The 25,363-nt window shown below is 72.3% G+C and carries 24 protein-coding genes; 12 read left to right on the forward strand and 12 right to left on the reverse strand.

Translation table 11 applies throughout. From position 1 onward, the window contains the following. The first annotated feature begins 16 nt into the window (after positions 1 to 16). The 4 genes from ABD297_RS15470 (at position 17) to ABD297_RS15485 (ending at position 3,076) form a co-directional block, all read left to right on the forward strand. Complete coding sequence (locus ABD297_RS15470; protein ID WP_344255929.1) at positions 17 to 511, forward strand: GNAT family N-acetyltransferase; 495 nt, start codon at positions 17 to 19, stop codon at positions 509 to 511. Positions 512 to 523: 12 nt separating this feature from the next. Continuing rightward, a complete protein-coding gene (locus ABD297_RS15475; protein WP_344255930.1) occupies positions 524 to 1,315 on the forward strand; it encodes a PIG-L deacetylase family protein in 792 nt (263 codons plus the stop codon). A gap of 68 nt (positions 1,316 to 1,383) precedes the next feature. Further along, entirely contained in the window at positions 1,384 to 1,851 is a 468-nt protein-coding gene (locus tag ABD297_RS15480; protein WP_344255931.1) for an SCP2 sterol-binding domain-containing protein, read from the forward strand. 10 nt (positions 1,852 to 1,861) lie between these two features. Further along, entirely contained in the window at positions 1,862 to 3,076 is a 1,215-nt protein-coding gene (locus tag ABD297_RS15485) for an acyl-CoA dehydrogenase family protein (RefSeq protein ID WP_344255932.1), read from the forward strand. A 266-nt stretch (positions 3,077 to 3,342) separates the two neighbouring features. Here the strand turns inward: ABD297_RS15485 and ABD297_RS15490 are convergent, their stop codons facing one another. Beyond that, positions 3,343 to 4,737 carry a GntP family permease gene (locus ABD297_RS15490; protein WP_344255933.1) on the reverse strand — a complete coding sequence of 465 codons (1,395 nt, stop codon included), beginning with the start codon at positions 4,735 to 4,737 and terminating at the stop codon, positions 3,343 to 3,345. Further along, positions 4,734 to 5,264 (reverse strand): gluconokinase, encoded by a 531-nt coding sequence (locus ABD297_RS15495; RefSeq protein WP_344255934.1) that lies wholly within the window; start codon positions 5,262 to 5,264, stop codon positions 4,734 to 4,736. The genes ABD297_RS15490 and ABD297_RS15495 overlap by 4 nt, the downstream gene beginning before the upstream one ends. A 158-nt stretch (positions 5,265 to 5,422) precedes the next feature. Here ABD297_RS15495 and ABD297_RS15500 point away from each other — a divergent pair, with 158 nt between their 5' ends. Then, on the forward strand, positions 5,423 to 6,127 hold the full coding sequence (locus tag ABD297_RS15500; protein WP_344255935.1) for a FadR/GntR family transcriptional regulator: 705 nt from the start codon (positions 5,423 to 5,425) through the stop codon (positions 6,125 to 6,127). Positions 6,128 to 6,270: 143 nt separating this feature from the next. On the opposite strand, the gene ABD297_RS15505 is transcribed toward ABD297_RS15500, so the two are convergent. Together ABD297_RS15505 and ABD297_RS15510 are read right to left on the reverse strand one after the other, a co-directional pair. Next, complete coding sequence (locus tag ABD297_RS15505; protein WP_344255936.1) at positions 6,271 to 7,185, reverse strand: DUF2199 domain-containing protein; 915 nt, start codon at positions 7,183 to 7,185, stop codon at positions 6,271 to 6,273. Between the two features lie 89 nt (positions 7,186 to 7,274). Next, positions 7,275 to 9,497: an NADP-dependent isocitrate dehydrogenase gene (locus tag ABD297_RS15510; RefSeq protein ID WP_344255937.1), complete on the reverse strand. Its 2,223-nt coding sequence runs from the start codon at positions 9,495 to 9,497 to the stop codon at positions 7,275 to 7,277. 167 nt (positions 9,498 to 9,664) lie between these two features. Here ABD297_RS15510 and ABD297_RS15515 point away from each other — a divergent pair, with 167 nt between their 5' ends. Together ABD297_RS15515 and ABD297_RS15520 are read left to right on the forward strand one after the other, a co-directional pair. After that, a complete protein-coding gene (locus ABD297_RS15515; protein ID WP_344255938.1) occupies positions 9,665 to 11,113 on the forward strand; it encodes a serine hydrolase domain-containing protein in 1,449 nt (482 codons plus the stop codon). 2 nt (positions 11,114 to 11,115) lie between these two features. Continuing rightward, on the forward strand, positions 11,116 to 11,718 hold the full coding sequence (locus ABD297_RS15520; RefSeq protein ID WP_344255939.1) for a GNAT family N-acetyltransferase: 603 nt from the start codon (positions 11,116 to 11,118) through the stop codon (positions 11,716 to 11,718). A gap of 383 nt (positions 11,719 to 12,101) precedes the next feature. Here ABD297_RS15520 and ABD297_RS15525 read toward each other — a convergent pair whose 3' ends face one another. Beyond that, positions 12,102 to 14,186, reverse strand: coding sequence for an MMPL family transporter (locus ABD297_RS15525; protein ID WP_344255941.1), 2,085 nt, complete (start codon positions 14,184 to 14,186; stop codon positions 12,102 to 12,104). Between the two features lie 63 nt (positions 14,187 to 14,249). Here ABD297_RS15525 and ABD297_RS15530 point away from each other — a divergent pair, with 63 nt between their 5' ends. Further along, positions 14,250 to 14,822: a MarR family winged helix-turn-helix transcriptional regulator gene (locus ABD297_RS15530; protein WP_344255942.1), complete on the forward strand. Its 573-nt coding sequence runs from the start codon at positions 14,250 to 14,252 to the stop codon at positions 14,820 to 14,822. Positions 14,823 to 14,939: 117 nt separating this feature from the next. Here ABD297_RS15530 and ABD297_RS15535 read toward each other — a convergent pair whose 3' ends face one another. The 7 genes from ABD297_RS15535 to ddaH all read right to left on the reverse strand — a co-directional run bounded on the left by ABD297_RS15535 (position 14,940) and on the right by ddaH (position 21,422). Further along, positions 14,940 to 15,710 (reverse strand): anti-sigma factor domain-containing protein, encoded by a 771-nt coding sequence (locus ABD297_RS15535; RefSeq protein WP_344255943.1) that lies wholly within the window; start codon positions 15,708 to 15,710, stop codon positions 14,940 to 14,942. Continuing rightward, entirely contained in the window at positions 15,694 to 16,266 is a 573-nt protein-coding gene (locus ABD297_RS15540; protein ID WP_344255944.1) for an RNA polymerase sigma factor, read from the reverse strand. The genes ABD297_RS15535 and ABD297_RS15540 overlap by 17 nt, the downstream gene beginning before the upstream one ends. A 23-nt stretch (positions 16,267 to 16,289) precedes the next feature. After that, positions 16,290 to 17,048 (reverse strand): class F sortase, encoded by a 759-nt coding sequence (locus ABD297_RS15545; protein ID WP_344255945.1) that lies wholly within the window; start codon positions 17,046 to 17,048, stop codon positions 16,290 to 16,292. Between the two features lie 38 nt (positions 17,049 to 17,086). Further along, a complete protein-coding gene (locus tag ABD297_RS15550) occupies positions 17,087 to 17,908 on the reverse strand; it encodes a DUF4397 domain-containing protein (protein WP_344255946.1) in 822 nt (273 codons plus the stop codon). A gap of 381 nt (positions 17,909 to 18,289) precedes the next feature. Further along, positions 18,290 to 19,537 (reverse strand): NAD(P)/FAD-dependent oxidoreductase, encoded by a 1,248-nt coding sequence (locus tag ABD297_RS15555; RefSeq protein WP_344255947.1) that lies wholly within the window; start codon positions 19,535 to 19,537, stop codon positions 18,290 to 18,292. 178 nt (positions 19,538 to 19,715) lie between these two features. Further along, entirely contained in the window at positions 19,716 to 20,579 is an 864-nt protein-coding gene (locus tag ABD297_RS15560; protein ID WP_344255948.1) for a tryptophan-rich sensory protein, read from the reverse strand. Between the two features lie 72 nt (positions 20,580 to 20,651). Beyond that, positions 20,652 to 21,422 carry a dimethylargininase gene (gene ddaH, locus ABD297_RS15565; protein ID WP_344255949.1) on the reverse strand — a complete coding sequence of 257 codons (771 nt, stop codon included), beginning with the start codon at positions 21,420 to 21,422 and terminating at the stop codon, positions 20,652 to 20,654. 129 nt (positions 21,423 to 21,551) lie between these two features. Here ddaH and ABD297_RS15570 point away from each other — a divergent pair, with 129 nt between their 5' ends. From ABD297_RS15570 to ABD297_RS15585, 4 genes are read left to right on the forward strand one after another with little or no spacing between them, the layout of a single operon-like run. Then, on the forward strand, positions 21,552 to 22,391 hold the full coding sequence (locus ABD297_RS15570; protein ID WP_344255950.1) for a MerR family transcriptional regulator: 840 nt from the start codon (positions 21,552 to 21,554) through the stop codon (positions 22,389 to 22,391). A 53-nt stretch (positions 22,392 to 22,444) separates the two neighbouring features. After that, positions 22,445 to 23,482, forward strand: a complete 1,038-nt coding sequence (locus ABD297_RS15575) for an aspartate-semialdehyde dehydrogenase (RefSeq protein WP_344255951.1) — start codon at positions 22,445 to 22,447, stop codon at positions 23,480 to 23,482. 25 nt (positions 23,483 to 23,507) lie between these two features. After that, positions 23,508 to 24,167: a dTMP kinase gene (gene tmk / locus ABD297_RS15580; protein ID WP_344255952.1), complete on the forward strand. Its 660-nt coding sequence runs from the start codon at positions 23,508 to 23,510 to the stop codon at positions 24,165 to 24,167. After that, on the forward strand, positions 24,164 to 25,324 hold the full coding sequence (locus ABD297_RS15585) for a DNA polymerase III subunit delta' (RefSeq protein WP_344255953.1): 1,161 nt from the start codon (positions 24,164 to 24,166) through the stop codon (positions 25,322 to 25,324). Before tmk ends, ABD297_RS15585 begins: the two co-directional genes overlap by 4 nt. The last annotated feature ends 39 nt before the right edge of the window (positions 25,325 to 25,363 follow it).

The raw sequence follows: 25,363 nt of genomic DNA on the forward strand, positions 1-25,363 counted from the left end.
GCGCTAGCGTCGGGTCGTGATCGAGATCCGACGGTTCGTGCCCGGCGACCGGGGCCGGTGGGAAGAGCTCTTCAGGGCCTACATCGCCTTCTACGAGCGCACCCTCGACGACACGGCATACGACAGGGCGTGGCGTGAGATCGCTTCTGGCGCAAGGCTGCACGGACTCGGCGCCTGGGTGGGCGGCGAGCTGGTGGGGATCACCCACTTCCTCGTGCACCCGAGCTCGAGCGAGCCCGACCTCTGCTACCTCGAGGACCTGTTCACCGACCCGGCCGTGCGCGGTCGGGGCGTGGCAACCGCGCTCATCGGCGCCGTGCGCGACTGGGCGCGAGAGCAGGGCTGCGGCAGCGTCTACTGGCAGACCCACGAGTCCAACGCCGTGGCGCGCCGGCTCTACGACGAGGTGGCGACGTTCGAGGGCTACGTCGTCTACACGCTCCCCGTCGGGCGGGCGCCCGACGGTGCGGGGGAGGCGTCCGCCGATGGTGGGATCGTCGGCGCGCGGTGAGAGGCTGAGGGCATGGCAACCGTTGTCTTCGTCCACGCCCACCCCGACGACGAGGCGTCCCAGTCCGCCGGCTCCATGGCGCGGGCCGTCAGCGAGGGGCACCGCGTCGTCCTCGTCGTCGCCACGAACGGCGACCACGGCGACGCCCCCGACGACCTGGCCGAGGGCGAGACCGTCGTCGAGCGGCGGCGCGCCGAGGCGGCGGCGTCCAACGCCGTCATCGGGACGCACCGCGTCGAGTTCCTCGACTACGCCGACTCCGGCATGACCGGGTGGGCGCAGAACGACCACGAGGAGAGCTTCGTCCGCGCCGACACGGAGGAGGCCGCCGAGCGCCTGGCCGCGGTCCTGCGCGACGAGGACGCCGACGTCGTCGTCGGCTACGACTGGCACGGCGGCTACGGCCACCCCGACCACGTCAAGGTGCACGCCGTGACCAGGCGGGCGGCCGAGCTGGCCGGCACGCCGCGCTACCTCGAGGGCTCGATGAACCGCGACGCGATGATCCGCTCGCACCAGGCGGCGGTGGCCGCCGGGCTCGACGTGGGTGAGTGGGACCCCAGCCAGCCGATGGACGACGGCAACCCGCTCGGCAGCCTCGAGAGCGAGCTGCACTGGGCCTGCGACGTCAGCGAGTTCCTCGAGGTGAAGCGCTCGGCCCTCAAGGCGCACGCGAGCCAGTCCGACGCCCAGGGCATGCTCCAGATCCCGGAGGAGATGTTCGCCGTCGGCTTCGCGCGGGAGCACTACATCGAGCCCGGCCGGCCCGACGGGATGGTCGAGGGCTGGTTCCTCGACGACTGAACCGTCCAGTAACCTACTCTCGGTAACCAACCGTGGCGACAACGCCGTTTCCTCCGGAGGGACCCCCGATGACCGAGATCGACTTCACGACCGCCACCCCCGAGCAGATCGCCGCCGTCGAGCCCGGCGAGTTCATCCGCATCGTCAAGGAGATGTCCGACAAGGACGTCCAGCAGGTGATGGAGAGCGCCAACCGCGAGCCCATCATCGAGGCGATCTTCCGGCGCATGCCCGAGCTCTTCCGACCCGACCGCGCCGGCTCCACGACGGCCACGACCCACTGGAGCATCACCGGGCGCCCCGACGGCGGCGCCGACGAGTGGACCGTGCGCTTCGCCGACGGCACGTGCACCACCGTCCCCGGCCACGAGGGTGACTCGACGCTCACCCTGGCCATGACGCCGGTCGACTTCACCAAGGTCATCACCAAGAGCGGCAACCCCGTGATGATGTTCATGACCGGCAAGATCAAGGCGAAGGGCGACCTCGGCCTCGCCGCCAACATCGCGAACTTCTTCGACATCCCCAAGGCCTGAGGGACCTGTCGTGGTGGAGTTCTCGCTCGCCCTCGACGACGACCAGAGCGAGCTGCGCGACTGGGTGCACGGCTTCGCCGCCGACGTCGTGCGGCCCGCGGCCGCGGAGTGGGACGCCCGCGAGGAGACGCCGTGGCCGGTCATCCAGGAGGCCGCGAGGAACGGCCTCTACGGCTTCGAGTTCCTGGCGCAGTGCTGGTCCGACCCGACCGGCATCTCGATCAACCTCGCCAACGAGGAGCTCTTCTGGGGTGACGCCGGCATCGGCATGTCGATCTTCGGGACGACCCTCGCGGTGGCCGCGATCTACGGCTCGGGCACGCCCGACCAGATGGTCGAGTGGCTGCCCCAGTGCTACGGCGACGCCGACGACCCCAAGCTCGCCGCCTTCGCGACGACCGAGCCGCAGGCGGGTTCCGACGTCGGCGCCATGCGCACCCGCGCCCGCTACGACGAGGCCGCGGACGAGTGGGTGATCAACGGGCAGAAGGCCTACATCACCAACGGCGGCATCGCGAACGTCCACGTCGTCACCGCCGTCGTCGACCCCGACCTCGGCTCGCGGGGGCAGGCCGCCTTCGTCGTCCCGCCCGGCACCAGGGGGATCGAGGGCGCCAAGAAGCTGCGCAAGCTCGGGCTGCGCGCCTCGCACACCGCCGACGTCTTCCTCGACGACGTGCGCGTGCCCGGCTCGTGCCTGCTCGGCGGCAAGGACAAGCTCGACGAGCGCCTCGCGCGGGCCCGTGAGGGCGGCGGGTCGAGCAGCCAGGCGGCCATGCGGACGTTCGAGATCTCACGACCCACGGTCGGGGCGCAGGCGCTGGGGATCGCGCGGGCGGCCTACGAGTACGCCCTCGACTACGCCAAGGACCGCGTGGCCTTCGGCCGGCCCATCATCGAGAACCAGGCGATCGCCTTCGCCCTCGCCGACATGAGGACCGAGATCGACGCCGCCCGGCTGCTCGTCTGGCGCGCGTCGTGGATGGGCCGGACCAACCAGCCGTTCACGGCGGCGGAGGGCTCGATGAGCAAGCTCAAGGCGGGTGAGGTGGCCGTGGCCGTCACCGACAAGGCCGTGCAGATCCTCGGCGGCGCCGGCTACGTCACCGACCACCCCGTCGAGCGGTGGTCGCGCGACGCGAAGATCTACACGATCTTCGAGGGCACGAGCGAGATCCAGCGGATCGTCATCGCCCGCGCCATCAGCGGCGTCCGCATCCACTGACCACGCGCCCCTGAACGCAGCCACCCCGACCCACCCGTCGAGAGGCCAAAGTCTGCGGGTCCCCACCCGTCGAAAGGCCAAAGTCTGCGGGTCCCCACCCGTCGAAAGGCCAACTTCTGCGGGTCCCGTGACGTCGAGAGGCCAGTTCTCGTCACGAGAACTGGCCTCTCGACCCGGCGACACCCGCAAACAGTGGCCTCTCGACGGTTGAGTCGAGCGTGTCGGTGGTGTCGGTGGGGTGTCGGTGGGCGGTGGGGCGTTGGTCGCTAGACGACGACGTTGAGCAGGAGCACGAAGGCGAGTCCGGTCACCGACAGGATCGTCTCCATGAGCGACCAGGTCTTGATGGTCTGGCCGACCTTGAGGCCGAAGAACTCCTTGACGAGCCAGAAGCCGGCGTCGTTGACGTGCGAGAAGAAGACCGAGCCGGCGCCGATGGCCAGCACCATGAGCGACACCTCGTTGGTCGACATGCCCGCAGCGAGGGGCGCGAGGATCCCCGAGGCCGTGACGGTGGCGACGGTCGCGGAGCCGGTCGCGAGACGGATGAGGACCGCGACGAGCCAGGCGAGCAGGAGCACCGACAGGCCGCTCCCGGAGATCCAGTTCGCGACGAGCTGGCCGATGCCGGTGTCGACGAGGGTCTGCTTGAAGCCGCCCCCGGCTGCCACGATGAGGATGATGCCGGCGATCGGGCCGAGCGAGGACTCGAGCGAGGAGCCGATCTCCTTGACGCCCATGCCGGCGCCACGACCGAGGGTGAACATCGCGAGGATGACCGCGATGAGCAGCGCGATGAGGGGCGTGCCGAGGAAGTCGAGCACCGATCGGGCGACGGTGCCCTTGCCGGCGAGGATGTCGGCGAGCGCCTTGCCCATCATCAGGACGACGGGGGTCAGGACCGTGAGCATCGTGATGCCGAACGACGGGCGGGGGCCGCTCTCGGACTCGCGGGCCTCGAAGAGGTCGGGTGCGGGCACGTCGACCCAGCGGGCGGCGAAGCGGGCGAACCACGGGCCGGCGATGGCGATCGTCGGGATGGCCACGAGGATGCCGAAGCCGAGCGTGACGCCGAGGTTGGCCTTGAGGGCGTCGATGGCCACGAGCGGGCCGGGGTGCGGCGGCACGAGGCCGTGCATGGCCGAGAGGCCGGCGAGGGCGGGGATGCCGACGCGGATCACCGACTGCTGCGAGCGCCGGGCGACGAGGAAGATCACCGGCATCAGCAGCACGAGGCCGATCTCGAAGAACATCGGCAGGCCGATGATCGCACCGACGGCCGCCATCGCCCAGGGCAGCGAGCGCGTGCCGCTGCGACCGATGATCGTGTCGACGATCTCGTCGGCGCCGCCCGAGTCGGCGAGCAGCTTGCCGAACATCGCGCCGAGGGCGATCAGGGTGCCGACCCCGGCCGCGGTGCTGCCGAAGCCCTTGGTGTAGCTGTCGAGCACGTCGGCCATCGGCACGCCGGCGATCGCGCCGACGGTGAGGGACCCGAGCGTCAGCGACAGGAACGGGTGCAGCTTGAAGCGCACGATGAGCACCACGAGCACGGCGATGCCGATGAGCGCGGCGGGGACGAGGCGTCCGGCGGGGATGTCGGGCAGCTTGTCGGCGGCCAGCGCCGAGGCGGGCAGCAGGGAGAGCAGGTCGGCGGTCATGGGCGGGTCGCTTCCGTGTCGCGGGGGTTCAGGAGGGTGAGGGACTGGGTGACGAGGTCGTCGACGGGCTGGTCGACGTCGAGGACGGCTCCGCGCTCGCCGGGCTCGAGGGGCTCGAGCGTGGCGAACTGGGACTCGACCAGGGCGGCCGGCATGAAATGGCCGGGGCGTCCGGCGACGCGCGCGGCGATGACGGCGGGGTCGCCGTGCAGGTGCACGAAGAAGACCTGGGGCGCGGCGGCGGCGAGGACGTCGCGGTAGGCGCGCTTGAGCGCCGAGCAGCTCGCGACGCCGCCGCTCTCCGCGTGCTCACGCAGCCAGGTGGAGATCGTCGCGAGCCACGGGCCGCGGTCCTCGTCGGTCAGCGGGATGCCGGCCGACATCTTGTCGATGTTGGCCTGCGGGTGGAAGTCGTCGGCGTCCGCGAAGGGGACGCGCAGACGCTGCGCGAGGGCCGCGCCGACGGTGGTCTTGCCCGAGCCGGACACCCCCATGACGACGACCAGGGGTGGTGGGTGGTGCTGCATGTCTCCGTGACTCCTTCGTCCGGCTCGAACGACGTCTTCGTCGAGTCGCTCGACCTAGGGTGCAGCAACAAGAGCGTCTTATCAAGCCCTCATGGCAAATAAAACGGTTTTAAGGAGTCGTGGCCGTCGACACGGCGGCCGTGTGTCAGGCTGGCCCCGTGCCCCTCGAACGCCGTCCCGCGCTCCACGCGAGTGTTCTCGACGACCTCGGCAGGCAGGTCGTCTCCGGGGAGCTGGCGCCGGGCACGGTGCTGCGCATCGACCAGCTCGACGAGCACTACGGGGTCTCCCGGTCGGTCGTGCGCGAGGCCGTGCGGGTGCTCGACTCGATGAGGCTCGTCGAGGCCCGCAAGCGCGTCGGGGTCCGGGTGCTGCCGAGCACGTCCTGGAACGTCTTCGACCCTCGCGTCATCCGCTGGCGCCTCGACGGGCCCGGCCGGGAGGAGCAGCTGCTCTCGCTCGGCGACGTGCGCCGCGGCGTCGAGCCGGTCGCGGCCGAGCTCGCGGCCGCCCGAGCCACGCCCGAGCAGTGCGGGGTCCTCGTCGGGGCGGTCATGCAGATGGCGGTGCACGCCAAGTCCGGTGACCTCGAGGCCTACCTCGTGGCCGACCAGCTCTTCCACGCGACGCTGCTCGCGGCCTCGGGCAACGAGATGCTCGCCGCGCTGTCGGACCTCGTCGGCGAGGTGCTCGCGGGGCGCACGCACCACGACCTGATGCCGGCCACCCCGAACCCCGTGGCGGTCCGGCTGCACGGTGACGTCGCCGAGGCCGTCCAGTCCGGTGACGGTGCGGCCGCTGCGGCGGCGATGCAGGCCATCATCACCGAGGCCACCGAAGCCCTCCGCGACGCGGATTCCTAGACGCCGCAGCGTCGTTCGTCGGACCTGCCGCTGTCTCCGAGTCCCTGGCAGGCGACCCCAACCGTCGAGCTCTGACCCTCGCCCTCTGGCGGACGACGCGGCCGTATGCCGTATGCCGTGTGGGGGCGTCGAGTCCCGTGTGCTCAGCCGAGCGGGGGCGCCATCCCGGCCGCCTCGAACGCGGTCGCTGCGTCGTGGGGCTGTGTGAGCGCGGCGGCGAGCTCGGGGTCCGTCGACGTCCTGACGACGGGGATGCCGTCAGCCGGCATGGGGGCGCCGGCGGTCACGGGGGCGCCCAGGGCGCCGATCAGCGGCAGGGCGTTGGCGAGTCGGCCCTCGAAGGCGAGAGTGAAGTAGAGGTCGCTCGACCACAGCCGCCCGATCCTCTGGGCCGTCTCGGGTGAGACCTCCAGCCACACGCCGTAGGTGAGCGCGTAGCCGTCCGTCAGCGGCAGCCGGAGCAGGGAGCGAACGAAGCAGCCGTGGTCGACGGACTCCAGGAAGTCGGCACGCTCCGGGTCGTGGTGGCTCAGGCCGACCCCGGCGGTGTGATCGGCCTCGGGCAGCGCGGCGATGACGTCAGGCAGGCGGAAGCGGACGTGGCGGTCGAACTCGTCCAGGTCGCCGCCGCAGCACGAGCAGGCGGAGCCGTGACCGTCGGCCAGGTGCTCCAGCACGAGGTCGTTGACCTCCCAGAACTGCTCGAGCCGAGGGTGCCCGAGCGCCTCGGGCCTCTCCAGCCGTCGCCCGAGGTCGACGGACGGTGAGTCCGTCGAACCTGCCGTCACGAGGGTGCAGGCGGGATCCTCCTGCCCGCGCACGTGGCCGAAGCGGGCCGCGAACGTCTCGTCGGGCCGGAAGTCGGCTCCCGGCATACGGCCGAAGGTGACCTCGACGATGACCTCGGGCGCCTCGTGGTCGTACTCGAACGCCCGGAACCGTGCCTGCAGGCCGTCGCCAAGCCCGTCGACCGACCCGGCATGGGCGACACGCCGGCCGCCGCAGTCGGGGCACTGCTGCTCGTCGTCGCGGAGGGCGAAGTGCAGGCCGAGGGTCATGGTCGAAGTCTCACACGGCGGCAGACGCGAAGGGCCCGCTCGACCTCGGCGGTCGAGCGGGCCCTGCGGTGCGTGCGATGCGTCTCGGGTCAGGCGAGTGCGTCGATGATCTCGTTGAAGGTCTTCGACGGGCGCATCACCGAGGCGACCTTGGCCGCGTCGGGTCGGTAGTAGCCACCGATGTCGACCGGGTGGCCCTGCGCGTCGACGAGCTCCTGCGAGATCGTGGCGATGTTGTCCGACAGCGCCTGAGCCACCGGCGCGAACGTCTCGGCCAGGGCGGCGTCGTCGCTCTGCTTGGCGAGCTCCTGCGCCCAGTAGAGCGCGAGCCACACGTGGCTGCCGCGGTTGTCGATCTGGCCGACCTTGCGGGCCGGACCCTTGTTCTCGTCGAGGAGCGTGCCGGTGGCCCGGTCGAGCGTCGCCCCGAGGACGCGAGCGCGCGCGTTGTCGGTGACGTCGGCCAGGTGCTCGAAGCTGACTGCGAGAGCGAGGAACTCGCCCAGGCTGTCCCATCGGAGGTAGTTCTCCTTGACGAGCTGCTGCACGTGCTTCGGGGCAGAGCCGCCGGCGCCGGTCTCGAAGAGGCCGCCACCGTTGATGAGCGGGACCACCGACAGCATCTTGGCCGACGTGCCGAGCTCGAGGATCGGGAAGAGGTCGGTGAGGTAGTCGCGCAGCACGTTGCCGGTGACCGAGATCGTGTCCTCGCCCTTGCGGATGCGCCCGAGGGAGTAGGCGATCGCGTCGGTCGGCTTCATGATCTCGATGGTCAGACCGTCGGTGTCGTGCTCCGTGAGGTACTCGTTCACCTTGGTGATGAGGTTCGCGTCGTGGGCGCGGTCGGCGTCGAGCCAGAAGATGGCCGGCGTGCCGGTGGCCCGGGCGCGGGTGACGGCCAGCTTGACCCAGTCGCGGATCGGCACGTCCTTCGTCTGGCAGGCGCGCCAGATGTCACCGGCGGAGACCGCGTGCTCGAGGAGCGTGGTGCCGGAGCCGTCGACGATGCGCACGGTGCCGTCGGCGGGGATCTCGAACGTCTTGTCATGGCTGCCGTACTCCTCGGCGGCCTGTGCCATGAGGCCGACGTTGGCGACCGAGCCCATCGTGGCGGGGTCGTAGGCGCCGTTGGCGCGGCAGTCGTCGATGACGACCTGGTAGATGCCGGCGTAGGAGCTGTCGGGCAGCACGGCCAGGGTGTCCTGCTCGGCGCCGTCACGGTTCCACATGTGGCCCGACGTGCGGATCATCGCCGGCATCGACGCGTCGACGATGACGTCGCTCGGGACGTGCAGGTTGGTGATGCCCTTGTCGGAGTCGACCATCGCGATGGCCGGCCCGTCCTCGAAGCCCTTGGCGACGGCGGCCTCGACCTCGGCGCGCTCGTCGGCGGGCAGGCCCTCGACGGCCTTGAGCACGGCGCCGAGCCCGTCGTTGGGGGACGCGCCGACGGCGGCGAGCGACCCGGCATACGTCTCGAAGACGTCGGGGAAGAAGGCTCGGACGACGTGGCCGAAGATGATCGGGTCGGAGACCTTCATCATCGTGGCCTTGAGGTGCACGGAGAAGAGCACGCCCTCCTCCTTGGCGCGCTCGACCTGCTCGGAGAGGAAGTCGCGCAGCGCGGCGACGTTCATCGACGTCGCGTCGACGACCTCGCCCGCGAGGACGGGGATGGACTCCTTGAGCACCGTGGTCGAGCCGTCGGCGCCGACGAGCTCGACGCGCAGCGTGTCGTCGGCCTCGATGACGACGGACTTCTCGTTGTGGCGGAAGTCGTCGGCGCCCATCGTCGCGACGTTGGTCTTGGACTCGGCGGTCCAGGCGCCCATGGAGTGCGGGTGCTTGCGCGCGTAGCTCTTGACGGACGCGGGGGCGCGGCGGTCCGAGTTGCCTTCGCGCAGAACGGGGTTGACGGCAGATCCCTTGATCTTGTCGTAGGCCGCCCGCGCCGCCTTCTCCTCGTCGGTGCTCGGGTTGTCGGGGTAGTCGGGCAGCGCGTAGCCGGCGGCCTGGAGCTCGGCGATGGCGGCCTTGAGCTGCGGGATCGACGCCGAGACGTTGGGCAGCTTGATGATGTTGGCCTCGGGCGTCTTGGCGAGCGCACCGAGCTCGGCGAGGGCGTCACCGATGCGCTGGTCGGGCTCGAGAGCGTCGGGGAAGGCGGCGATGATGCGACCCGAGAGCGAGATGTCACGCGTCTCGACCTCGACGCCGGCCTGCTTGGCGAAGGCCGAGACGATGGGCAGCAGCGAGGCCGTGGCCAGGGCGGGCGCCTCGTCCGTGTGCGTGTAGATGATTGTCGAGTCCAACGCGGGTGCTCCGTTCGGGTTGCTGGTCGAGCCGGGATCCGAGTTCGGCGGGTCCCGAATAAATCTTGATGTCAAGATATCCGATGACGGTCGGCCGTGGGGTCGCCGTCCCATCCTGCCGGGGTGGTCTGCGCCACGCCAGAGACCGCCGTCCTAGGCTGCAGCGGGTGAGTACCGACAGGAGCACCCACCCGCACGACGAACCACACGGCGACCCGCGCAGCGCCTCCGACGCCGACGCGCCTACCCGTACCCGCGCGGCCGACCCGGCCACCGCCCGGCACCTGCACCACCTGCTGGCGTCCGAGCAGCGGCGAGGACGCGTGCCGTCGGTCGCTGCAGGCATCGTGCGGGACGGCTCGCTCGTGTGGGCCGACGCCGTCGGGGCCGTCGACGGGCGCGCCGGGGGAGTGGCTGCCGACACCGACACGCAGTACCGGATGGGGTCCATCACGAAGACGTTCGTCGCGGTCGCCGTGATGCGGCTGCGCGACGCCGGGCGCCTCGACCTCGGCGACCGGTTCGAGGACCACGTGGCCGGCTCGCGCCTCGGCGGCGCGACCGTCGCCCAGCTGCTCTCGCACGGCGGTGGGGTGCAGGCCGAGACGAACGGTCCGTGGTGGGAGCGCACCCCGGGTGGCACGTGGGACGAGCTCGCGGAATCGCCCGTGGGGCAACGCTTCCGGGCCGGCCGTCGCTTCCACTACACCAACGTCGGCTTCGCCGCGCTCGGTGAGCTCGTCGCCAGATCGCACGGCGTCGACTGGTTCGAGGTGGTGCGTCGCGACCTGCTCGACCCGCTCGGCATGACGCGCACGACGACCCGCCCCAGTGGCAAGGCCGCGCCCGGACTCGCGGTGCACCCCTTCGCCGACGTCCTGCTGCCGGAGCCGGAGCACGACGCCGGTGCGATGGCGCCGGCGGGCCAGCTCTGGACGACCGTCGAGGACCTCGCCCGCTGGGCGGCCTTCGCCGGAGGTGACACCGCCGAGGTCCTGTCGCCCGACAGCCTCGCCGAGATGTTCGAGCCGCACACCGTCAACGACAACCCCGGTCAGCCGTGGACCGTCGCCCACGGTCTCGGCTGGCAGGTCTGGAACGTCGAGGGCAGGCGGTATGCCGGTCACGGCGGCTCGATGCCCGGCTTCCTCGCGGGTCTGCGGGTCGAGGTCGAGTCCGGCGACGGGGTGCTCGTGCTCGCCAACAGCACGAGCGGCCTGGGGGCCACCCTCGCACCCGAGCTGCTGACGGCATGCGTGGAGCGGGAGCCGCGCACCCCGGAGACGTGGCACGCGGGCGGCGACGCGACCGTGCTGGGAGCGCTCGACCTCGTCGGGACCTGGCACTGGGGCCCCGCGGTCTCGACGGCCCGGCTCGTGGGGGGGCACCTCGTGCTCGGCGAGCCCGGGCAGGCGCGGGGGTCGCGCTTCGCGCGGGTCGGGCCCGACGAGTGGGTGGGCCTCGACGGCTACTACACGGGCGAGCCGCTGGTCGTCGTCCGCGCGGCCGACGGCTCGCCGTCGCACCTCGACCTCGCGTCGTTCCGGTTCACGCGCACGCCCTACGACCCCGCGGCCGACGTGCCTGGAGGTTTGGACGACGGCGGCTGGCGCTAGTGGTGTCCGCCCCGAACCTCGCCGGGCTCACCTGGCCGCGTCTCACCCGGCGGCTCGCGTTGCGCCCGCTCACCCTCGACGACGTCGACGCCGTCCTCGCCTACCGGTCGCTGCCCGAGGTCGTCGTGCACCTGAGCCACGACGTGCTGGACCGGGAGCAGGTGCACGACCGGATCGCCCAGCGTCTCGCGCGCGGCCGGCCGGGGGCGCGCGAGCCCCTGCTCGGTCTCGCCGTCGAGGAGCTGCGCACCGGTCAGGTCGTCGGTGACGTGATGCTGGGGATCGAGCCCAGCCACAGCATCGCCCGGTCCGCGAGTGGCGAGTGGGAGGGGACGATCGGCTACGCGCTGCACCCCGACGTCCACGGCCAGGGGCTCGCCGCCGAGGCCGCTGCCGAGCTGCTCGTCATCGGCTTCCGCGACCTCGGGCTGCGACGCGTCACGGCCGACGCCTACGCCTACGCCGACAACGTCGCCTCCAACCGGGTCCTGCGGCGCATCGGGATGCGGCTCGAGGCCACGACGATCGCCAAGTCCCTCGGCAAGGACGGCACCTGGCTCGACGACAACACGTGGTCCCTGCTCCGCGAGGAGTGGCCGGCCTGACCCCCGCTGCCGTGCGCCCCGCCCGTCGCCGAACGCCGCGTTCGGTGCCGAGACCGCTGCTCCAGCGGTGAGTTCGAGACCGAACGCCGCGTTCGGTGCGAGAGGTGCCCGGGGGGAAGACCGTGGGCCACGCGCCGGAAGGGAGTCCGGCGCGTGGCCCACGGCCTGCCGTGACCGACGAGGGAGGGCATCGGTGCTGGCGAGGGGAGTTGACGAGGGGAGTTGACGAGGGGAGGTGACGAGGAGCTCTGGTCGGGTCGGTGGTGCAACGCTGGCGCATCGGGTCTGGGTGGTGCGCCTGACGCCTCGCACCGGTGTCAATGGTTTGTCGAGGGTTCGACCAAGCCAATGTCACACCGACGATCGCTCATGTCAAGGGTTGGTCAAGGGTTGGCCGGAGAGGGGGTGGCGACGAGCTCTCGCGACTCGTCCTCGCCCTGGTTCGGGACCTGTTCCGGCGCGGGGTGCGGGCGACGCGGCCACCAGAAACGGTCGCCGAGGACGACCGCGATGGCGGGCACGAGCAGGGTCCGCACGACGAGGGTGTCGAGCAGCACGCCGACGCAGATGATGACGCCGATCTGGGCCAGCACCACGAGGGGCAGGACGCCCAGCACCGCGAAGACGGCGGCGAGCAGGATGCCTGCGCTCGTGATGACGCCACCGGTCGCGGCCAGCCCGCGCAGCATGCCCTCGCGCGAGCCGTGCAGGCGCGACTCCTCCCGGGCGCGGGTCACCAGGAAGATGTTGTAGTCCACGCCGAGGGCGACGAGGAAGACGAAGGCGAAGAGGGGGGCGCCGTCGTCGAGCGCCGAGAAGCCGAAGATCTTGGTGAAGATCCACCACGACGCGCCGACGCTCGCCAGGTAGGTGGCGACGACGGTGGCGACGAGGACCAGGGGTGCGACGACCGATCGCAGCAGCAGACCGAGCGCGAGCAGGACGAGGGCGAGGACGATCGGGAAGATGACGAGCCGGTCGCGCGAGGATGCCTCGGCCTGGTCGAGGGCGACGGCCTCGGTGCCCGCGACGTGACTGTCGGGCAGGGCCGTGAGCGCGGCCCGGAGAGCTCGCACGGTCTCGGTCGCCGCATCGGAGCCGGGAGCGGCCGTGATCACCGCGTCCACCTCGGCCAAGCCGTCCGCCTGCTTGACCGTGCGGGCCCCCGCGATGCCGTCGACGGCCTTCGCCGCCGAGGTCACGGCAGCCGGGTCGGCGGTCGTGACGATGACCGCCGGGTCGGCGCTGCCGGCGGGGAAGGACCGGGCGAGGCGCTCGCCGGCGGCGATGGCCTCGGGCTTCTTGAGGAACTGGTCGGAGGGCTTGAGCCCCGTGTCGATGGCGCCGATGCCGGCCGCCATGACCGCGAGGGCGACGAGCGTCACGCCGATGATCCGCTTCGGGTGGGCCGCCACGCGGTCACCGACCCGACGCCAGAGCGAGTGGCCGTCCACGAGCGACGCCTCGCCCTCGCGAGGGACCTTGGGCCAGAAGATCCAGCGGTCGAAGATGACGAGGGCGGCCGGCAGGACGAGCAGCACGAAGACCGCCGCCACGACGACGCCGACGGCGCACGCCAGGCCGAGGCCCCGGGTGGCGGGGAAGAGCGACAGCAGCAGCGTCAGCAGGCCGATGACGACGGTGACGGCGCTGGAGAGGACAGCCTCCGCCGTCCGGCGCAGGGCGAGCGACATGGCTTCGCGCCGGTCGGAGTGGCTGCGCAGCTCGTCGCGGTAGCGCGAGATGAGCAGCAGGGCGTAGTCGGTGCCGGCGCCGAAGACGAGGACGGAGAGGATGCCGATGGTCGACTCGTCCCAGACGATCGAGAAGGCGGCCAGGGTGTGGGTCGCGAGCACGGCTGCGAGTCGGTCAGCGACACCGACGACGAGGAGCGGGAAGATCCAGAGGATCGGGCTGCGATACGTGAGCACGAGCAGGAGCGCGACGACCGAGGCGGTGGCGATGAGCAGGCGGGTGTTGGCGCCCTCGAAGACCGCCGCGAGGTCCGCCTGGACGGCGGCCGGGCCGGTGACCTGTGCGGTCACCCCGGTGGGCAGGTCGGCCTTGACCGTCGTCCGAAGGTCGCGCACGAGCTCGGCCGTGGCGGTCGCGTCGTTCGCGTCCACGGGGACGACCGCGAGCGCTGCCGTGCCGTCCTCGCTGCGCTGGACGGGGGCCCGTCCCGCCGCCGGGAGCTGGGCCACCCGGCCCTCGATCGCGGTGAGGTCCGCCGGGCTCAGGGCGCCCGAGTCCTTGCTGAAGACGACCACCGCAGTGGAGCCCTCGGACTCCGGGAGCCGGTCGCGCAGCTGGAGCGCGGCCGCACTGTCCGAGCCGACGGGCAGGGCGTCGGTCGAGGCCGCCGTACGCTGCGCCTCGCCCAGGGCGCTGACGACCCCCATGGCCCCGGCCAGGGCCAGGATGACGATCGCCACGGCCCACCACTTGCGCGTGATCCTGTCGGTCACCGAGCGCACACCACACCTCCGGATAAGATGATTAACAGGGTTACTCAGTAGATTACTAAGTTGGTGAGTGATATTAGCAGCAAGGACCGTGACCGGACATCACCGGCACCCACGCGTGCCCGCGCGAGCCGTGGTGCAGCGCCCGACGCCGGGCCGGGGTCGGCCGCCGACGACCGTCGCGGGGCCGGTCTCGTCCCCGGCGTGCCGTCGTGGCGCACCACCGGCACGCTGTCGGCCCTGCAGGAGCTCGTCGAGGTGTCCGAGACCGTCCCCGCCGTCGTGGCCCGCAAGGCAGGGCTCAGCACGTCGGAGCTGCACTCGCTACGACACCTCATGCGCGGCCCGGTCGGTCCCGTCGACCTCGCCAAGATGCTCGGCGTGACCTCGGCGGCGTCGTCGGGTGTCGTCGACCGCCTCGTCGGCCACGGCCATGCCGAGCGTCGCGCCCACCCCGAGGACGGACGTCGCACGGAGGTCGTCATCACCGACAGCGGCCGCGCCGAGGTGCTGGCCCGGATGACCCCGATGTTCCAGAGCCTGGCCGAGCTCGACGCGACCCTGACCGAGCACGAGCGCGTGGTCGTCGAGCGCTACCTCCGCGGGGCCATCGAGGCCATGAAGAGCCTCCTGGCCTGACCGCTCGTCCCCGCCCACCGCTCCCGAGGGGTGCGTCCCGCTCGGTCGCTCGGGCTTGCACCGCCCACCGGCCGGCATACCCGGCCCGTGGAGCGGCGCCCCGCCTACCGCCGCCCGTCAGGCAGGCAGGTGACCGCGGAGCAGGCTGTCACCCGAGTGGGCCGGGTTGTTGTCGAACTGCTCCTTGGAGATGTCGACGACGACGTAGCCCTGGTCGATGAGGGTCTGGGTGATCGGGAAGGTGCCGGACTCGCCGGGCTGCAGGACCCCCACGGACACCATGCGCTTGCCGTCGGCGTTGATGAGCCAGACCTCGAGGTAGCCGTTGCCGGCATCGAGGGGCCGGTCCGTCACGACGCGCAGGTCGAGACCGTTTCCGGCCCGGACCACGGTCGCCTCCCCTTCACGCTGTCGGGTGTCGAGCGTCGAGAGCGACACCTGCGCGACCGGTCGACTGCCGTCGGAGCTCCAGATGGCCCTCCCGGCCAGCAGGCCGACGACGAGGCTCGCGGCCACGAGCAGCCCGGTCCAGGCCACCGTGCGCCGCCTCCGGCGCTGGTCGAGGTCGGTGACGCCGGCGGGCTCGGGCGTCGGCCCGGCGCCCTCGGACTCGACGTCCGTGCCGGAGTCGGAAGGGGTGTCGGCGGGAGGCGTGCTCGTCGACGGGTCCTCGGCGTCGAGCTGCGCCTTCACGCTGGCCCAGACGGCAGCGGGGGGAGCGGTCCAGGCCTCGACCGGCGTCGCCTGCCCGACCAGCCTTGCGGTCCGGCGGAGCTCCTCGACGGTGCTGGAGCAGGTGGGGCAGTCCCAGACGTGGTCCGACAGGTCGGCCGGGACGTCGGCGCCGACGGCGACGTCGACCAGCTGGTCGTCACTCGGGTGCGGCATGCTCCACCTCCTTCAGTCGGTCTCTGAGCTGGATCAGTCCTCGACGAACGTGGCTCTTGACGGTACCGAGGGGTAGGTCGAGGGCCCGTGCGATGTCTTCGTGCGTGCGGTCCTCGATGAAAGCCATTCGTAGCACCGCGGCCCGTGGATCGCCCATGCGCTCGAGCTCGTGCACGAGGAGCAGCCTCTCGGCCAGGTCGGAGTCGTCCACGGGAGGGGGCTGGGTGGCCGCCTCGGAGGCGAGGGCCTGCAGGTTGCGGTGGGTGCGGAAGCGTTGCGTGCGCACGTCTGCCACCCGGTGCTTCGTGATGCCCACGAGCCAGGCGACGGGGGAGCCGCGGTCCGGCCTCAGCGTGGCCCGGCCGTGCCAGGCGGAGACGAAGACCTGCTGGACGACGTCCTCGGCGTCCTCGCGCGCGCCGAGCGAGCGCAGGGCGATCGTGTGGACGAGGGGGGCCCAGCGGCGGTACATCTCGGCGAGAGCCTCGCGGTCCCCACCGCGCAACCGGGCGGCGAGCTCGGCGGACTCCACGTCAGGGTCGTCGTGCACGTGCACGAGCCCACCTAACCACGGGCCGGTCACGCCATCGGCTCTGCGGTCACGACGACGTTCTCGTCGTAGCGTCGCTTCTCACGGTCGAAGGTGCCCCCGCAGGTCACGAGGCGGATCCGGGGAGGCCCGTCGCGGGCGAAGAGCGCTGCGAGGTCGAGCGAGGCCTTGCGGATGGCGTCCACGGCCGTGACCCGGTACCGCCGCGTCTGGCCTCCGGACCGCACCGAGATGACGTCCCCGTCGTGGAGCTCGCTGATGCCGGCGATCGGCCCCACGCCGTAGCCCGGCATGTCGAGGTGCGCGGCGAGCACCGTCGCGCCGGAGCCGTCACCGGGTCGAGGGCCGTAGCGGTACCACCCCACCTGCGCGGGGGTGGCCGGTAGGGCCATCTCGCCGTCCCGGGCGACCCCCTCCGGCACGACCGGCATGTCGATCCCGAGCCGGGTGATGACCAGGCGGTCCGGGGGGCTCACGGACGGGGCCGGGTCCGGCGTCGCCGGGCGGGCGCTCGGAGAGCCGACGACGGGTGCCGGCCCGGTCGACCCGGAGGCGCCCGACCGAGCGGTCGAACCTGTCTGGGACGGGGTGGACGGGCGACCGTCGGCCTGGGCCGTCAGGGACGCTCCCGCCCCGCTGACCGGCGGTGCGGCGTCGGACGAGCGGGTCAGCCAGGCGGTGGACGCGCCCGCCAGGAGGGCGGCCGCCACGGCGGCGGCCACCCCCCTGAACGGGCTCGACGCACGGTGCCGTTGGCGCCCCGGCCCGTGGTCGGAGGGTCGGTTCATGTCCGTCTCGTCCTCGTCGTCCTGGTCCGGCCGGCGGGTCAGCGGTCGGCGTGGGCCCGGCGACGCGACACGAGGACGAGCCCACCGGCTGCGGCGGCCGCGCCGACGACGGCGGCGTAGCGCGAGACCTCGGCCGTCTGCTGCGCGGCCGCGACCTGACCACCCTCGCCGGCCGGGACGCCGCCCGGCGCGGAGTGCATGCCGGAGAGCGTCTGGACCGCGAGGGCGAGGTTCTTGTCCGCGGCGCTGCCCCACGCGTACACGATGGTGTTCGTGCCTTCCTTGAGGTTGAGGTTGGCCGGACCGATGGCCACCGTGCTCGTCCCCGCGAGCACGACGTCGGCCTTGATGGTGCCGGCGGGCAGGACGGCCGTGGCCTCCTTCGGGTTGGTCAGCCCCTTGAACGCCACGGCCCCGTTGGCGCGCACGTCGACCGCGGGGGCTGCCGCGTCGTGGCGCACGGTGATGCGCGCCTTGCCGGCCGGGATCGTGGACGTGTCGTTGACGTACGGCGTGAGCACCGGCTTCCCGTTCGCGTCGAGGTGCGCGACGACGGTGATGTTCGCGTCACCCGGCACGGCGACGCCCTTGGCCTCGATGACGGCAGCGCCCCCGGCCCCCGCACCGGCCTTGGTGACCTTGAGGTCGTAGGTGCCGGCGGGGATCATCAGCGGGTCGGTGAGCGTGCCCGGCTTGAAGTTGGTCAGCAGCGCCTTGCCGTTGGCGTAGACGTCGACCGTGGCGCCCGGCACGGCGTGCAGGATCGACACCTTGGCGTCGGCGGCGTGCGCGGGCGCGGTGGCGAACGCGGCGGGTGCGAGGGCGAGCGCGGTGACGGCGGCGAGACGAAGGGACTTCATGGTGGTTCCTTTCGAAAGGGGTTCACGAGCGCGACCGGGTCGCCCTCGGTGGGTGCACCCGAGGCGGAGGTCTGGAGCCGTGCTCCGGGCGTCAGAGGTCAGCGGGACACGTCACGCCGGAGGCGTCGGGAGCGCCCCGCTGGTCGCTCTCGGTGGTCTCGAGCGCACGTGGGTGGACCCGCGGGACCGGGAAGGGCTGACGCTGCTGCACGGCCTGTCCTCTCTCGGGGGAGCGACGGCGCCGTATGCCGTCTGCCCCTTCTTCCGAGGACGCCGCCCGTCGGGATGCACCGGTCACAGACTTTTTCCCGAGGAGGTCGGTCGAGGGCCGTGACGGTGCCGGTGGTCGTGATCGCGACCGTGGTCGGCGGGCGTGGCGCGTCAGAGGTGGGCGTTGACCGCCTCGGCCGCCCGTTGGCCCGAGACGAGGGCGCCCTGGATCGAGGCGGTGTCGCGGTGGTCGCCGCAGACGAAGACGCCGTCGCCCAGCGTGACGGGCGAACGGACCTCGAGCGGTGGGGTCATCGCCGGCAGCGCCGCAGCGACCCGGTGGCGGGTGACGACCCGCCAGCCGGAGGTGTCGCAGCCGTAGATCTCCCCGACGTGGCGCAGGACGTCGGACTCGGGGGCGTCACCGTCGGGCCGGTCGAGCAGGCAGGTCGCCTCGACGAGGTGCTTCGTCGGTGGTGCGTAGCTCGGCGCGGCGGCCGTCATGACGGCGGTGTTCCACACCGGTCCGGGCGTGACGGAGTCGTGGCGGCGGCCGTCGACCGCGACGAGCGGCAGCGTGTGGGGCGGCTCGGGCGCCTCGAACCACCAGGTCACGAGGCCCTTGGTCACCGGCTCGGGCAGGGCCGTGAGGTCGGCCGCCCCGACGGGGTCGGTGGCGACGACGGCGCTGCGGGCGCGCAGGCTGCGGCCGTCGACGCGGACGTCGACGCCGCCGTGGACGGGGGTGATGCTCTCGACGTGGCTCTGCAGCCGCACCCGGTCACCGAGCGGCTCGGCCACCTGCTCGGGGAGTGCCTGCATGCCCGTCGCCGGGACGGCGGGACGGCCGAGCGCGAACATCCGCACGAGCAGCTTGGTGAAGTTCGCCGACGAGGCCCCGTGGCTGTCGACGAGGACTCCGGCGAGGAACGGGTCGAGCACCTCCTGGCGCAGTCGACCGGTGACACCGGCTTCGTCGAGGGACTCCGCCAATGCCGAGTCCGGTTGTCCCAGAACGGTCTTGGGGTCGGCGATCACCCTCGCGGTCCACCGGGTGACACCGGCCAGCTCGCGCGGGTGCAGGTAGCCGCTGCGCATCGTGCGGGCGAGCAGCCGGGGCTCGCGGACCGGGTCGGCGAGCACCTGCAGCCCGTTGCTGCGGCGCACCAGCACGCCCGAGCCGAAGGGCTTGAGGTCGAGGGTCCCCACGTCGACCCACCGTCGGACCGCCGGGTAGGCGGGGTTGAGCACCTGGAAGCCGCGGTCGCAGCGGAAGCCGTCGACGACGTCGGTGCGGATGCGGCCGCCGACCGCGTCGGACGCCTCGAGGACGACCACCTCGTGACCGAGCTCGGTGAGGCGGCGAGCGCACCTCAGTCCGGCCAGCCCTGCCCCGACGATGACGACGTCAGCGTCCACGAAAGGATCACCCCACTGCTCGAGTCCGGCCCCCGTCGCAGCGTAGACCTCGAGCGGCCGCCGCGGTGCCGCGCCGAGGGTCCGATCCGCGGTGCTCGGTGGTGCGGCTCCCGGGACGGCGCGGTCAGGCACGTCGGTGGGGAAGAGGTGGTGATGCGGCGTCGGTGAGGCGACGCGGTCAGACGGCTCGCAGGGTGCGCGACCGGTCGCCCGTGCCGCTGCGGACCTGGCGCCGGCGCAGCGCCGCGGCCAGGACGAGCAGGGCGGCGACGATCGCCGCGATGCCCGTCGCGACCGATCGAGGTTCGCCACCCAGGCGGCCCACGGCGATCCAGACGAGACCCCACGCCATCGCCGCGGCGACCGACCAGCGACCGCAGAGCTGGCGGGCGAAGACCACGCCGAGCCCAGCAGCCACGGCGAGGACCGCGACGGCAGCCACCTGGTTGGCCGTGGCACCGAGGTCGACGCCCGAGTCGACCAGTGCCGCAGTGATGTTCGCGCAGGTCGCCACCGCGACCCATCCGAGGTAGAGGCCGAAGGTGACGTCGAGGACGACCCGCTCGACGGTCGTCGAGGCGGCCTCGCGCGTCAGGCGCTGCACCAGGACCCCGAGGGTGAGCGCGAGCGCGACGATGACGACGACGCTGACCCAGATCCAGCCCTGCTGCGTCACGAGCAGCCAGGCGGCGTTGAGCACCATCGAGGCGGCCGCGAGCCAGCCGGTGCTGCGGACCCGGTCGCGGACGGCGTTGGCCGGCAGAGCCTGCCACACGGCATACGCCAGCAGTCCGAGGTAGATCGGGGTCCAGATCGAGAAGGCCGGCCCGGCCGGCGCGACAAGGGTCGCGGTGGCGGCGAGCGCGCCGCCCGACGACTCCTCGACCCGGGTGCCGATGACCCCGACGCCGAAGAGCGTGCCGACGACGCAGAAGACCTCCGCGGCGATGACGCCGATGCGGCGCACCTGGTCGGCGGTCGTCAGAGGACGCGTCGGGTCGCTCGTCGGGTCGGAGCCCGGGCGGCTGGCGGATGTGGACATGTCGTCACCTCGGTCGCTCGGTAGATTGCTCATCCAGTTAGCGACCTTAACAGAGGGGCCGGGCCGCCGCCCTCAGCCGCGGAGCCGGACCGACAGGCACGTGACGCAGCCCTCGAGCTTCTCGAACTCGGAGATGTCGACGGTCGTCACATCATGCCCGCGTGCCGCGAGCAGCTGCGCCGTGCGTGGCGCAGAGGCCGACATCAGCACCGACATGCCGCCCAACAGCACGACGTGGGCGCCGGACTCCTCTGGGACAGCGAGGAACTCGTCCCAGACCGTCGGGTCGTCGACGAGTGGGGGATGGCCGATGACCGTGCCGTCGGGCAGCGCCGTGACCGCCGACTTCAGGTGCAGCACCTTCGAGACCGGGACCGGCACGACCTCGACCCGGTGCCCCTCCCACGCCCGCCGCAGCTGGTCGACACCCGCGAGGTTGGTGCGGCCGCCGACGCCGACCCACACGAGGTGGCCGTGCTTGAGTACGTCGCCGCCGTCGAGCGTCGCGGGCTCCTGCACCTCGACGGTGCGGTAGCCGTGGGCCTCCACGGCCTCGCGCACCCCGACGCGCTCGCCGCGCCGCTCGGGCGCCCCGGAGCGGCACAGCACCGCGACGTCGCCGTGCACGACGACCTGGTCCTCGATGAAGACCCCGTCGGGGCAGTCGTCCGCGGGGGGCGCCTCGACGACCGTCCAGCCACGTCGCCCCAGCACGTCGCAGTACTCCTGCCACTGGCGCAGCGCCAGCTCGCCGTCGACCGATCCCGACCGCTCGATGTGCGTCACGATCCCGTCCGCGAGTCGGGGGGACGGACGGCGGACGAGCGCGAGGCGACGGTGCACGCGCTCACTCTAGGGGCGGCATACGGTGGAGGGGCCGGCCGTGACCCGACTCCAGGCCGGGTGGGCCCGGGAGGCCTTGCGGCGGAAGGGACTTGACCCTCACGCGACGTGAGGCGCCACCCTCGTTCCATGACCGGAAGGACGCAGGAGATGACCACCTGGACGGTGGGGCAGGTCGCCGAGCTCGTCGGCGTCACGGTGCGCACGCTGCACCACTACGACGAGATCGGCCTGCTCGTGCCGAGCGAGCGCTCCCGGGCGGGCTACCGCCTCTACACCGAGGGGGACCTCCAGCGGCTGCAGCAGGTCGTGGTCTACCGACGGCTGGAGCTGCCGCTCGAGGAGATCGCGACCCTGCTCGACGGCGGCGAGGACGCGGCCGACCACCTGCGCCGGCAACGCGCCACGGTCATGTCCCGGCTGGACGAGCTGCGTGAGCTCGTGACGGCCATCGACCGAGCACTGGAGAGAGAGATGAACGACCAGCCCGCCACGCCCGAGGACCTCAAGGAGCTCTTCGGCGACGGTTTCAGCGACGAGTACCAGCAGGAGGCGGAGCAGCGTTGGGGCGAGACCGACGCCTGGAAGCAGTCGGCCGGCCGCACGAAGGGCTACACGAAGGCCGACTGGGCCGAGGTCAAGGCTGAGGCGGATGCCGTCAACGCCGCCTTCGTCGCCGCGCAGTCCGCCGGTGAGCCGCCCACGGGACAGGCGGCCATGGACGCCGCCGAGCAGCACCGCCTCCACATCCAGGAGCGCTTCTACGACCTCACCCACGACTTCCATCGGGGGCTCGCCGACATGTACGTCGCGGACCCCCGCTTCACGAAGACGTACGAGGACATCGCTCCCGGGCTCGCGGCATACGTCCACGACGCGATCCACGCCAACGCCGACCGTCACGGCTCGAACGGCCGACCCGACCGACCCGGCGACGGGGCCGGCGAGCGGGAGACCAAGGGCACCTGACCGAAAGATGAACGCGGCGGGGGAGGGCGACCTCCCCGCCGTAACCTTGTCGTATGCGAGTCGGAGTCTTCGGTGCCACGGGTCAGGTCGGCGGGGTCATGCGTGCCCTCCTCGAGGAGCGGGACTTCCCGGTGACGCAGGTGCGCTTCTTCGCGTCCGCGCGCTCGGCCGGGACGACGCTGCCCTTCAAGGGTGAGGACGTCGTCGTCGAGGACTCGGCGACGGCCGACTTCTCCGGCATCGACATCGCGCTCTTCTCCAACGGCGGCGCCGCCTCCAGGGAGCTCGCGCCCAAGGTGGCCGCGGCCGGCGCGACCGTCATCGACAACTCGAGCGCGTGGCGCAAGGACCCCGAGGTCCCCCTCGTCGTCTCCGAGGTCAACGCCGCCGACCTCGACGACATCCCCAAGGGCATCGTCGCCAACCCCAACTGCACGACGATGGCCGCGATGCCCGCGCTCAAGCCGCTGCACGACAAGGCGGGGCTCGTGCGCCTTCACGTCAGCAGCTACCAGGCCGTCAGCGGCTCCGGCGGCGCCGGGGTCAAGGAGCTGGACCGCCAGCTCAAGGGCGCGTATGCCGCGGGCGACCCCACCGGCCTCGCCCTCGACGGGCGCGCGGTGGCAGTCCCCGACGCGCAGCTGTATGCCGTGCCGGTCGGCTTCAACGTCGTGCCCCTCGCGGGTTCGGTCGTCGACGACGGCTCGCTCGAGACCGACGAGGAGCAGAAGCTGCGCAACGAGTCGCGCAAGATCCTGCACGCCCCCGACCTGCGGGTCTCGGGCACGTGCGTGCGCGTCCCCGTCTTCACCGGGCACAGCCTCGCCATCCACGCCGAGTTCGCCGAGGACATCACCCCCGACGAGGCCCTCGACCTGCTGAAGAACGCGCCCGGCGTCATCGTCACCGACGTGCCCAACCCGCTCGAGGCTGCCGGCCGCGACGAGGTCTTCGTGGGGCGGGTCCGTGCCGACCAGGCGGCGCCCGAGGGCAAGGGCCTCGTGCTCTTCGTCGTCGGCGACAACCTGCGCAAGGGCGCGGCCCTCAACGCGGTCCAGATCGCCGAGGAGCTGCTCACCCGTCGGTCCTGACGGTGGGGTCGCATAGGGTCGGGGCGTGACGGAGAACCTCGCGGCCGCGACCCATCGACAGGACACCGCCCCCGGGCTCTTCGTGTGCTTCGAGGGCGGCGACGGCGCCGGCAAGTCCACCCAGGCTCGGCTGCTCACCGAGGTGCTCGAGCAGCGGGGACGCGAGGTCGTCGTGACCCGCCAGCCGGGTGGCACCCCGCTCGGCGCCCAGATCCGCGAGCTCGTCCTGCACGGCGACCACGTCGCGGCCCGGGCCGAGGCGCTGCTCTTCGCCGCCGATAAGGCGCACCACGTCGACCAGCTCATCAAGCCGGCGCTCGCCGCGGGCCAGGTCGTCATCACCGACCGCTACGTCGACAGCTCCATCACCTACCAGGGCGCCGGCCGCGAGCTCGGCCGTGACGAGATCACCGCCCTGCAGCACTGGGCCGTCGGTGGGCTGCTGCCCGACCTCACCATCGTCCTCGACGTCTCGCCCGAGGTGGGCCGGGAGCGGCGTGGTGACGTGCACGACCGCCTCGAGTCCGAGGCCGACGCCTTCCACGGCGCGGTGCGTCGCGGCTACCTCGAGCTCGCCGCCGCCGACCCCGACCGCTACCTCGTGCTCGACGCGACGCAGGCGGTGGAGCGCCTCCACGCCGCCGTCGTCGACGGCGTCGACCGGGTCCTGGCAGGGCGCCCGTGACCGTCTGGGACGACCTCGTCGGGCAGGAGCCCACGATCGAGACGCTCTCGCGCGCCGTGAGCGACGAGTCGGCCATGACACACGCGTGGCTCTTCACCGGGCCGCCCGGGTCGGGCCGGTCGACCGCGGCCCGCGCCTTCGCGGCGGCGCTGCAGTGCCCCCAGGGCGGCTGCGGCCAGTGCCGTGAGTGCCGCACCGCCCTCGACGGCAGCCACGCCGACGTCAAGGTCGTCGCCACCGAGGGCCTGTCGATCAAGGTCGCCGAGGCCCGTGCGCTCGTCCAGGAGGCGGCCCTGCGCCCGTCCGTGGGCCGCTGGCGCATCATCATCATCGAGGACGCCGACCGACTCACCGCCTACACCGACGCCCCCGCCGACGCGCTCCTCAAGGCCCTCGAGGAGCCGACGCCGCGCACCGTCTGGATGCTCTGCGCCCCGAGCCTCGAGGACGTCATCGTCACCATCCGCTCCCGCTCGCGCCACGTGCGGCTGCGCACGCCCCCGGTCGAGGCCGTCGCCGACCTCCTCCAGCGCCGCGACGGCGTCGACCCCGCCATGGCGTTGTATGCCGCCCGCGCCGCGCAGTCGCACATCGGCCTCGCGCGCCGGCTGGCCCGCGACGAGCAGGCCCGGATCCGCCGCCGTGACGTCCTCGCCATGGCGACGAAGATCCTCGGGGTGGGCGACGCCATCGGCGCGGCCGCCGACCTGGCCCAGATCGCCGACGAGGAGTCCACCGCCTCGAGCGCCGAGCGCGACGCCGCCGAGCGCTCCCGGCTCATGGAGACCCTGGGCGCCGACCCGACCGCGCGCACCCAGCCGCCGCACATCCGCTCGCAGGTGTCGGCCCTGGAGCGCGAGCAGAAGACCCGCGCCACCCGCGCGGCGCGTGACGTCGTCGATCGCGCCCTCGTCGACCTCACCTCGATCTACCGCGATGCGCTCGTGCTGCGCCTGCGCTCCGACGTCGACCTCGTCAACCCCGACGCCGTCGACAAGGTGCGCGCCCTCGCCGGCGTCTTCAGCCCCGAGCAGCTCCTCGGCGCGATGGACGCGATCACCGAGGCACGCGACCGCATCAACGCCAACGTGCAGCCCCTGCTCGCCCTCGAGGCCATGGCCCTGCAGCTGCGGGTGCCGCGTGACCTCGGCGTCTGAGCGGCCCCTCCCGCCGGGCCACGCGGCATACGGCCTCGA

Origin of the sequence: Terrabacter carboxydivorans (assembly GCF_039532035.1) — a bacterium.
GTDB classification, from domain to species: Bacteria; Actinomycetota; Actinomycetes; order Actinomycetales; family Dermatophilaceae; genus Terrabacter; species Terrabacter carboxydivorans.

Excerpts from the sequence above, each read along its gene's own strand:
- ABD297_RS15475 (WP_344255930.1), top strand. The coding sequence starts at position 524 with ATGGCAACCGTTGTCTTCGTCCACGCCCACCCCGACGACGAGGCGTCC.
- ABD297_RS15480 (WP_344255931.1), top strand. The coding sequence starts at position 1,384 with ATGACCGAGATCGACTTCACGACCGCCACCCCCGAGCAGATCGCCGCC.
- ABD297_RS15490 (WP_344255933.1), bottom strand. The coding sequence starts at position 4,737 with ATGACCGCCGACCTGCTCTCCCTGCTGCCCGCCTCGGCGCTGGCCGCC.
- ABD297_RS15495 (WP_344255934.1), bottom strand. The coding sequence starts at position 5,264 with ATGCAGCACCACCCACCACCCCTGGTCGTCGTCATGGGGGTGTCCGGC.
- ABD297_RS15505 (WP_344255936.1), bottom strand. The coding sequence starts at position 7,185 with ATGACCCTCGGCCTGCACTTCGCCCTCCGCGACGACGAGCAGCAGTGC.
- ABD297_RS15535 (WP_344255943.1), bottom strand. The coding sequence starts at position 15,710 with ATGCCGCACCCGAGTGACGACCAGCTGGTCGACGTCGCCGTCGGCGCC.
- ABD297_RS15545 (WP_344255945.1), bottom strand. The coding sequence starts at position 17,048 with ATGAACCGACCCTCCGACCACGGGCCGGGGCGCCAACGGCACCGTGCG.
- ABD297_RS15550 (WP_344255946.1), bottom strand. The coding sequence starts at position 17,908 with ATGAAGTCCCTTCGTCTCGCCGCCGTCACCGCGCTCGCCCTCGCACCC.
- ABD297_RS15560 (WP_344255948.1), bottom strand. The coding sequence starts at position 20,579 with ATGTCCACATCCGCCAGCCGCCCGGGCTCCGACCCGACGAGCGACCCG.
- ABD297_RS15570 (WP_344255950.1), top strand. The coding sequence starts at position 21,552 with ATGACCGGAAGGACGCAGGAGATGACCACCTGGACGGTGGGGCAGGTC.
- ABD297_RS15575 (WP_344255951.1), top strand. The coding sequence starts at position 22,445 with ATGCGAGTCGGAGTCTTCGGTGCCACGGGTCAGGTCGGCGGGGTCATG.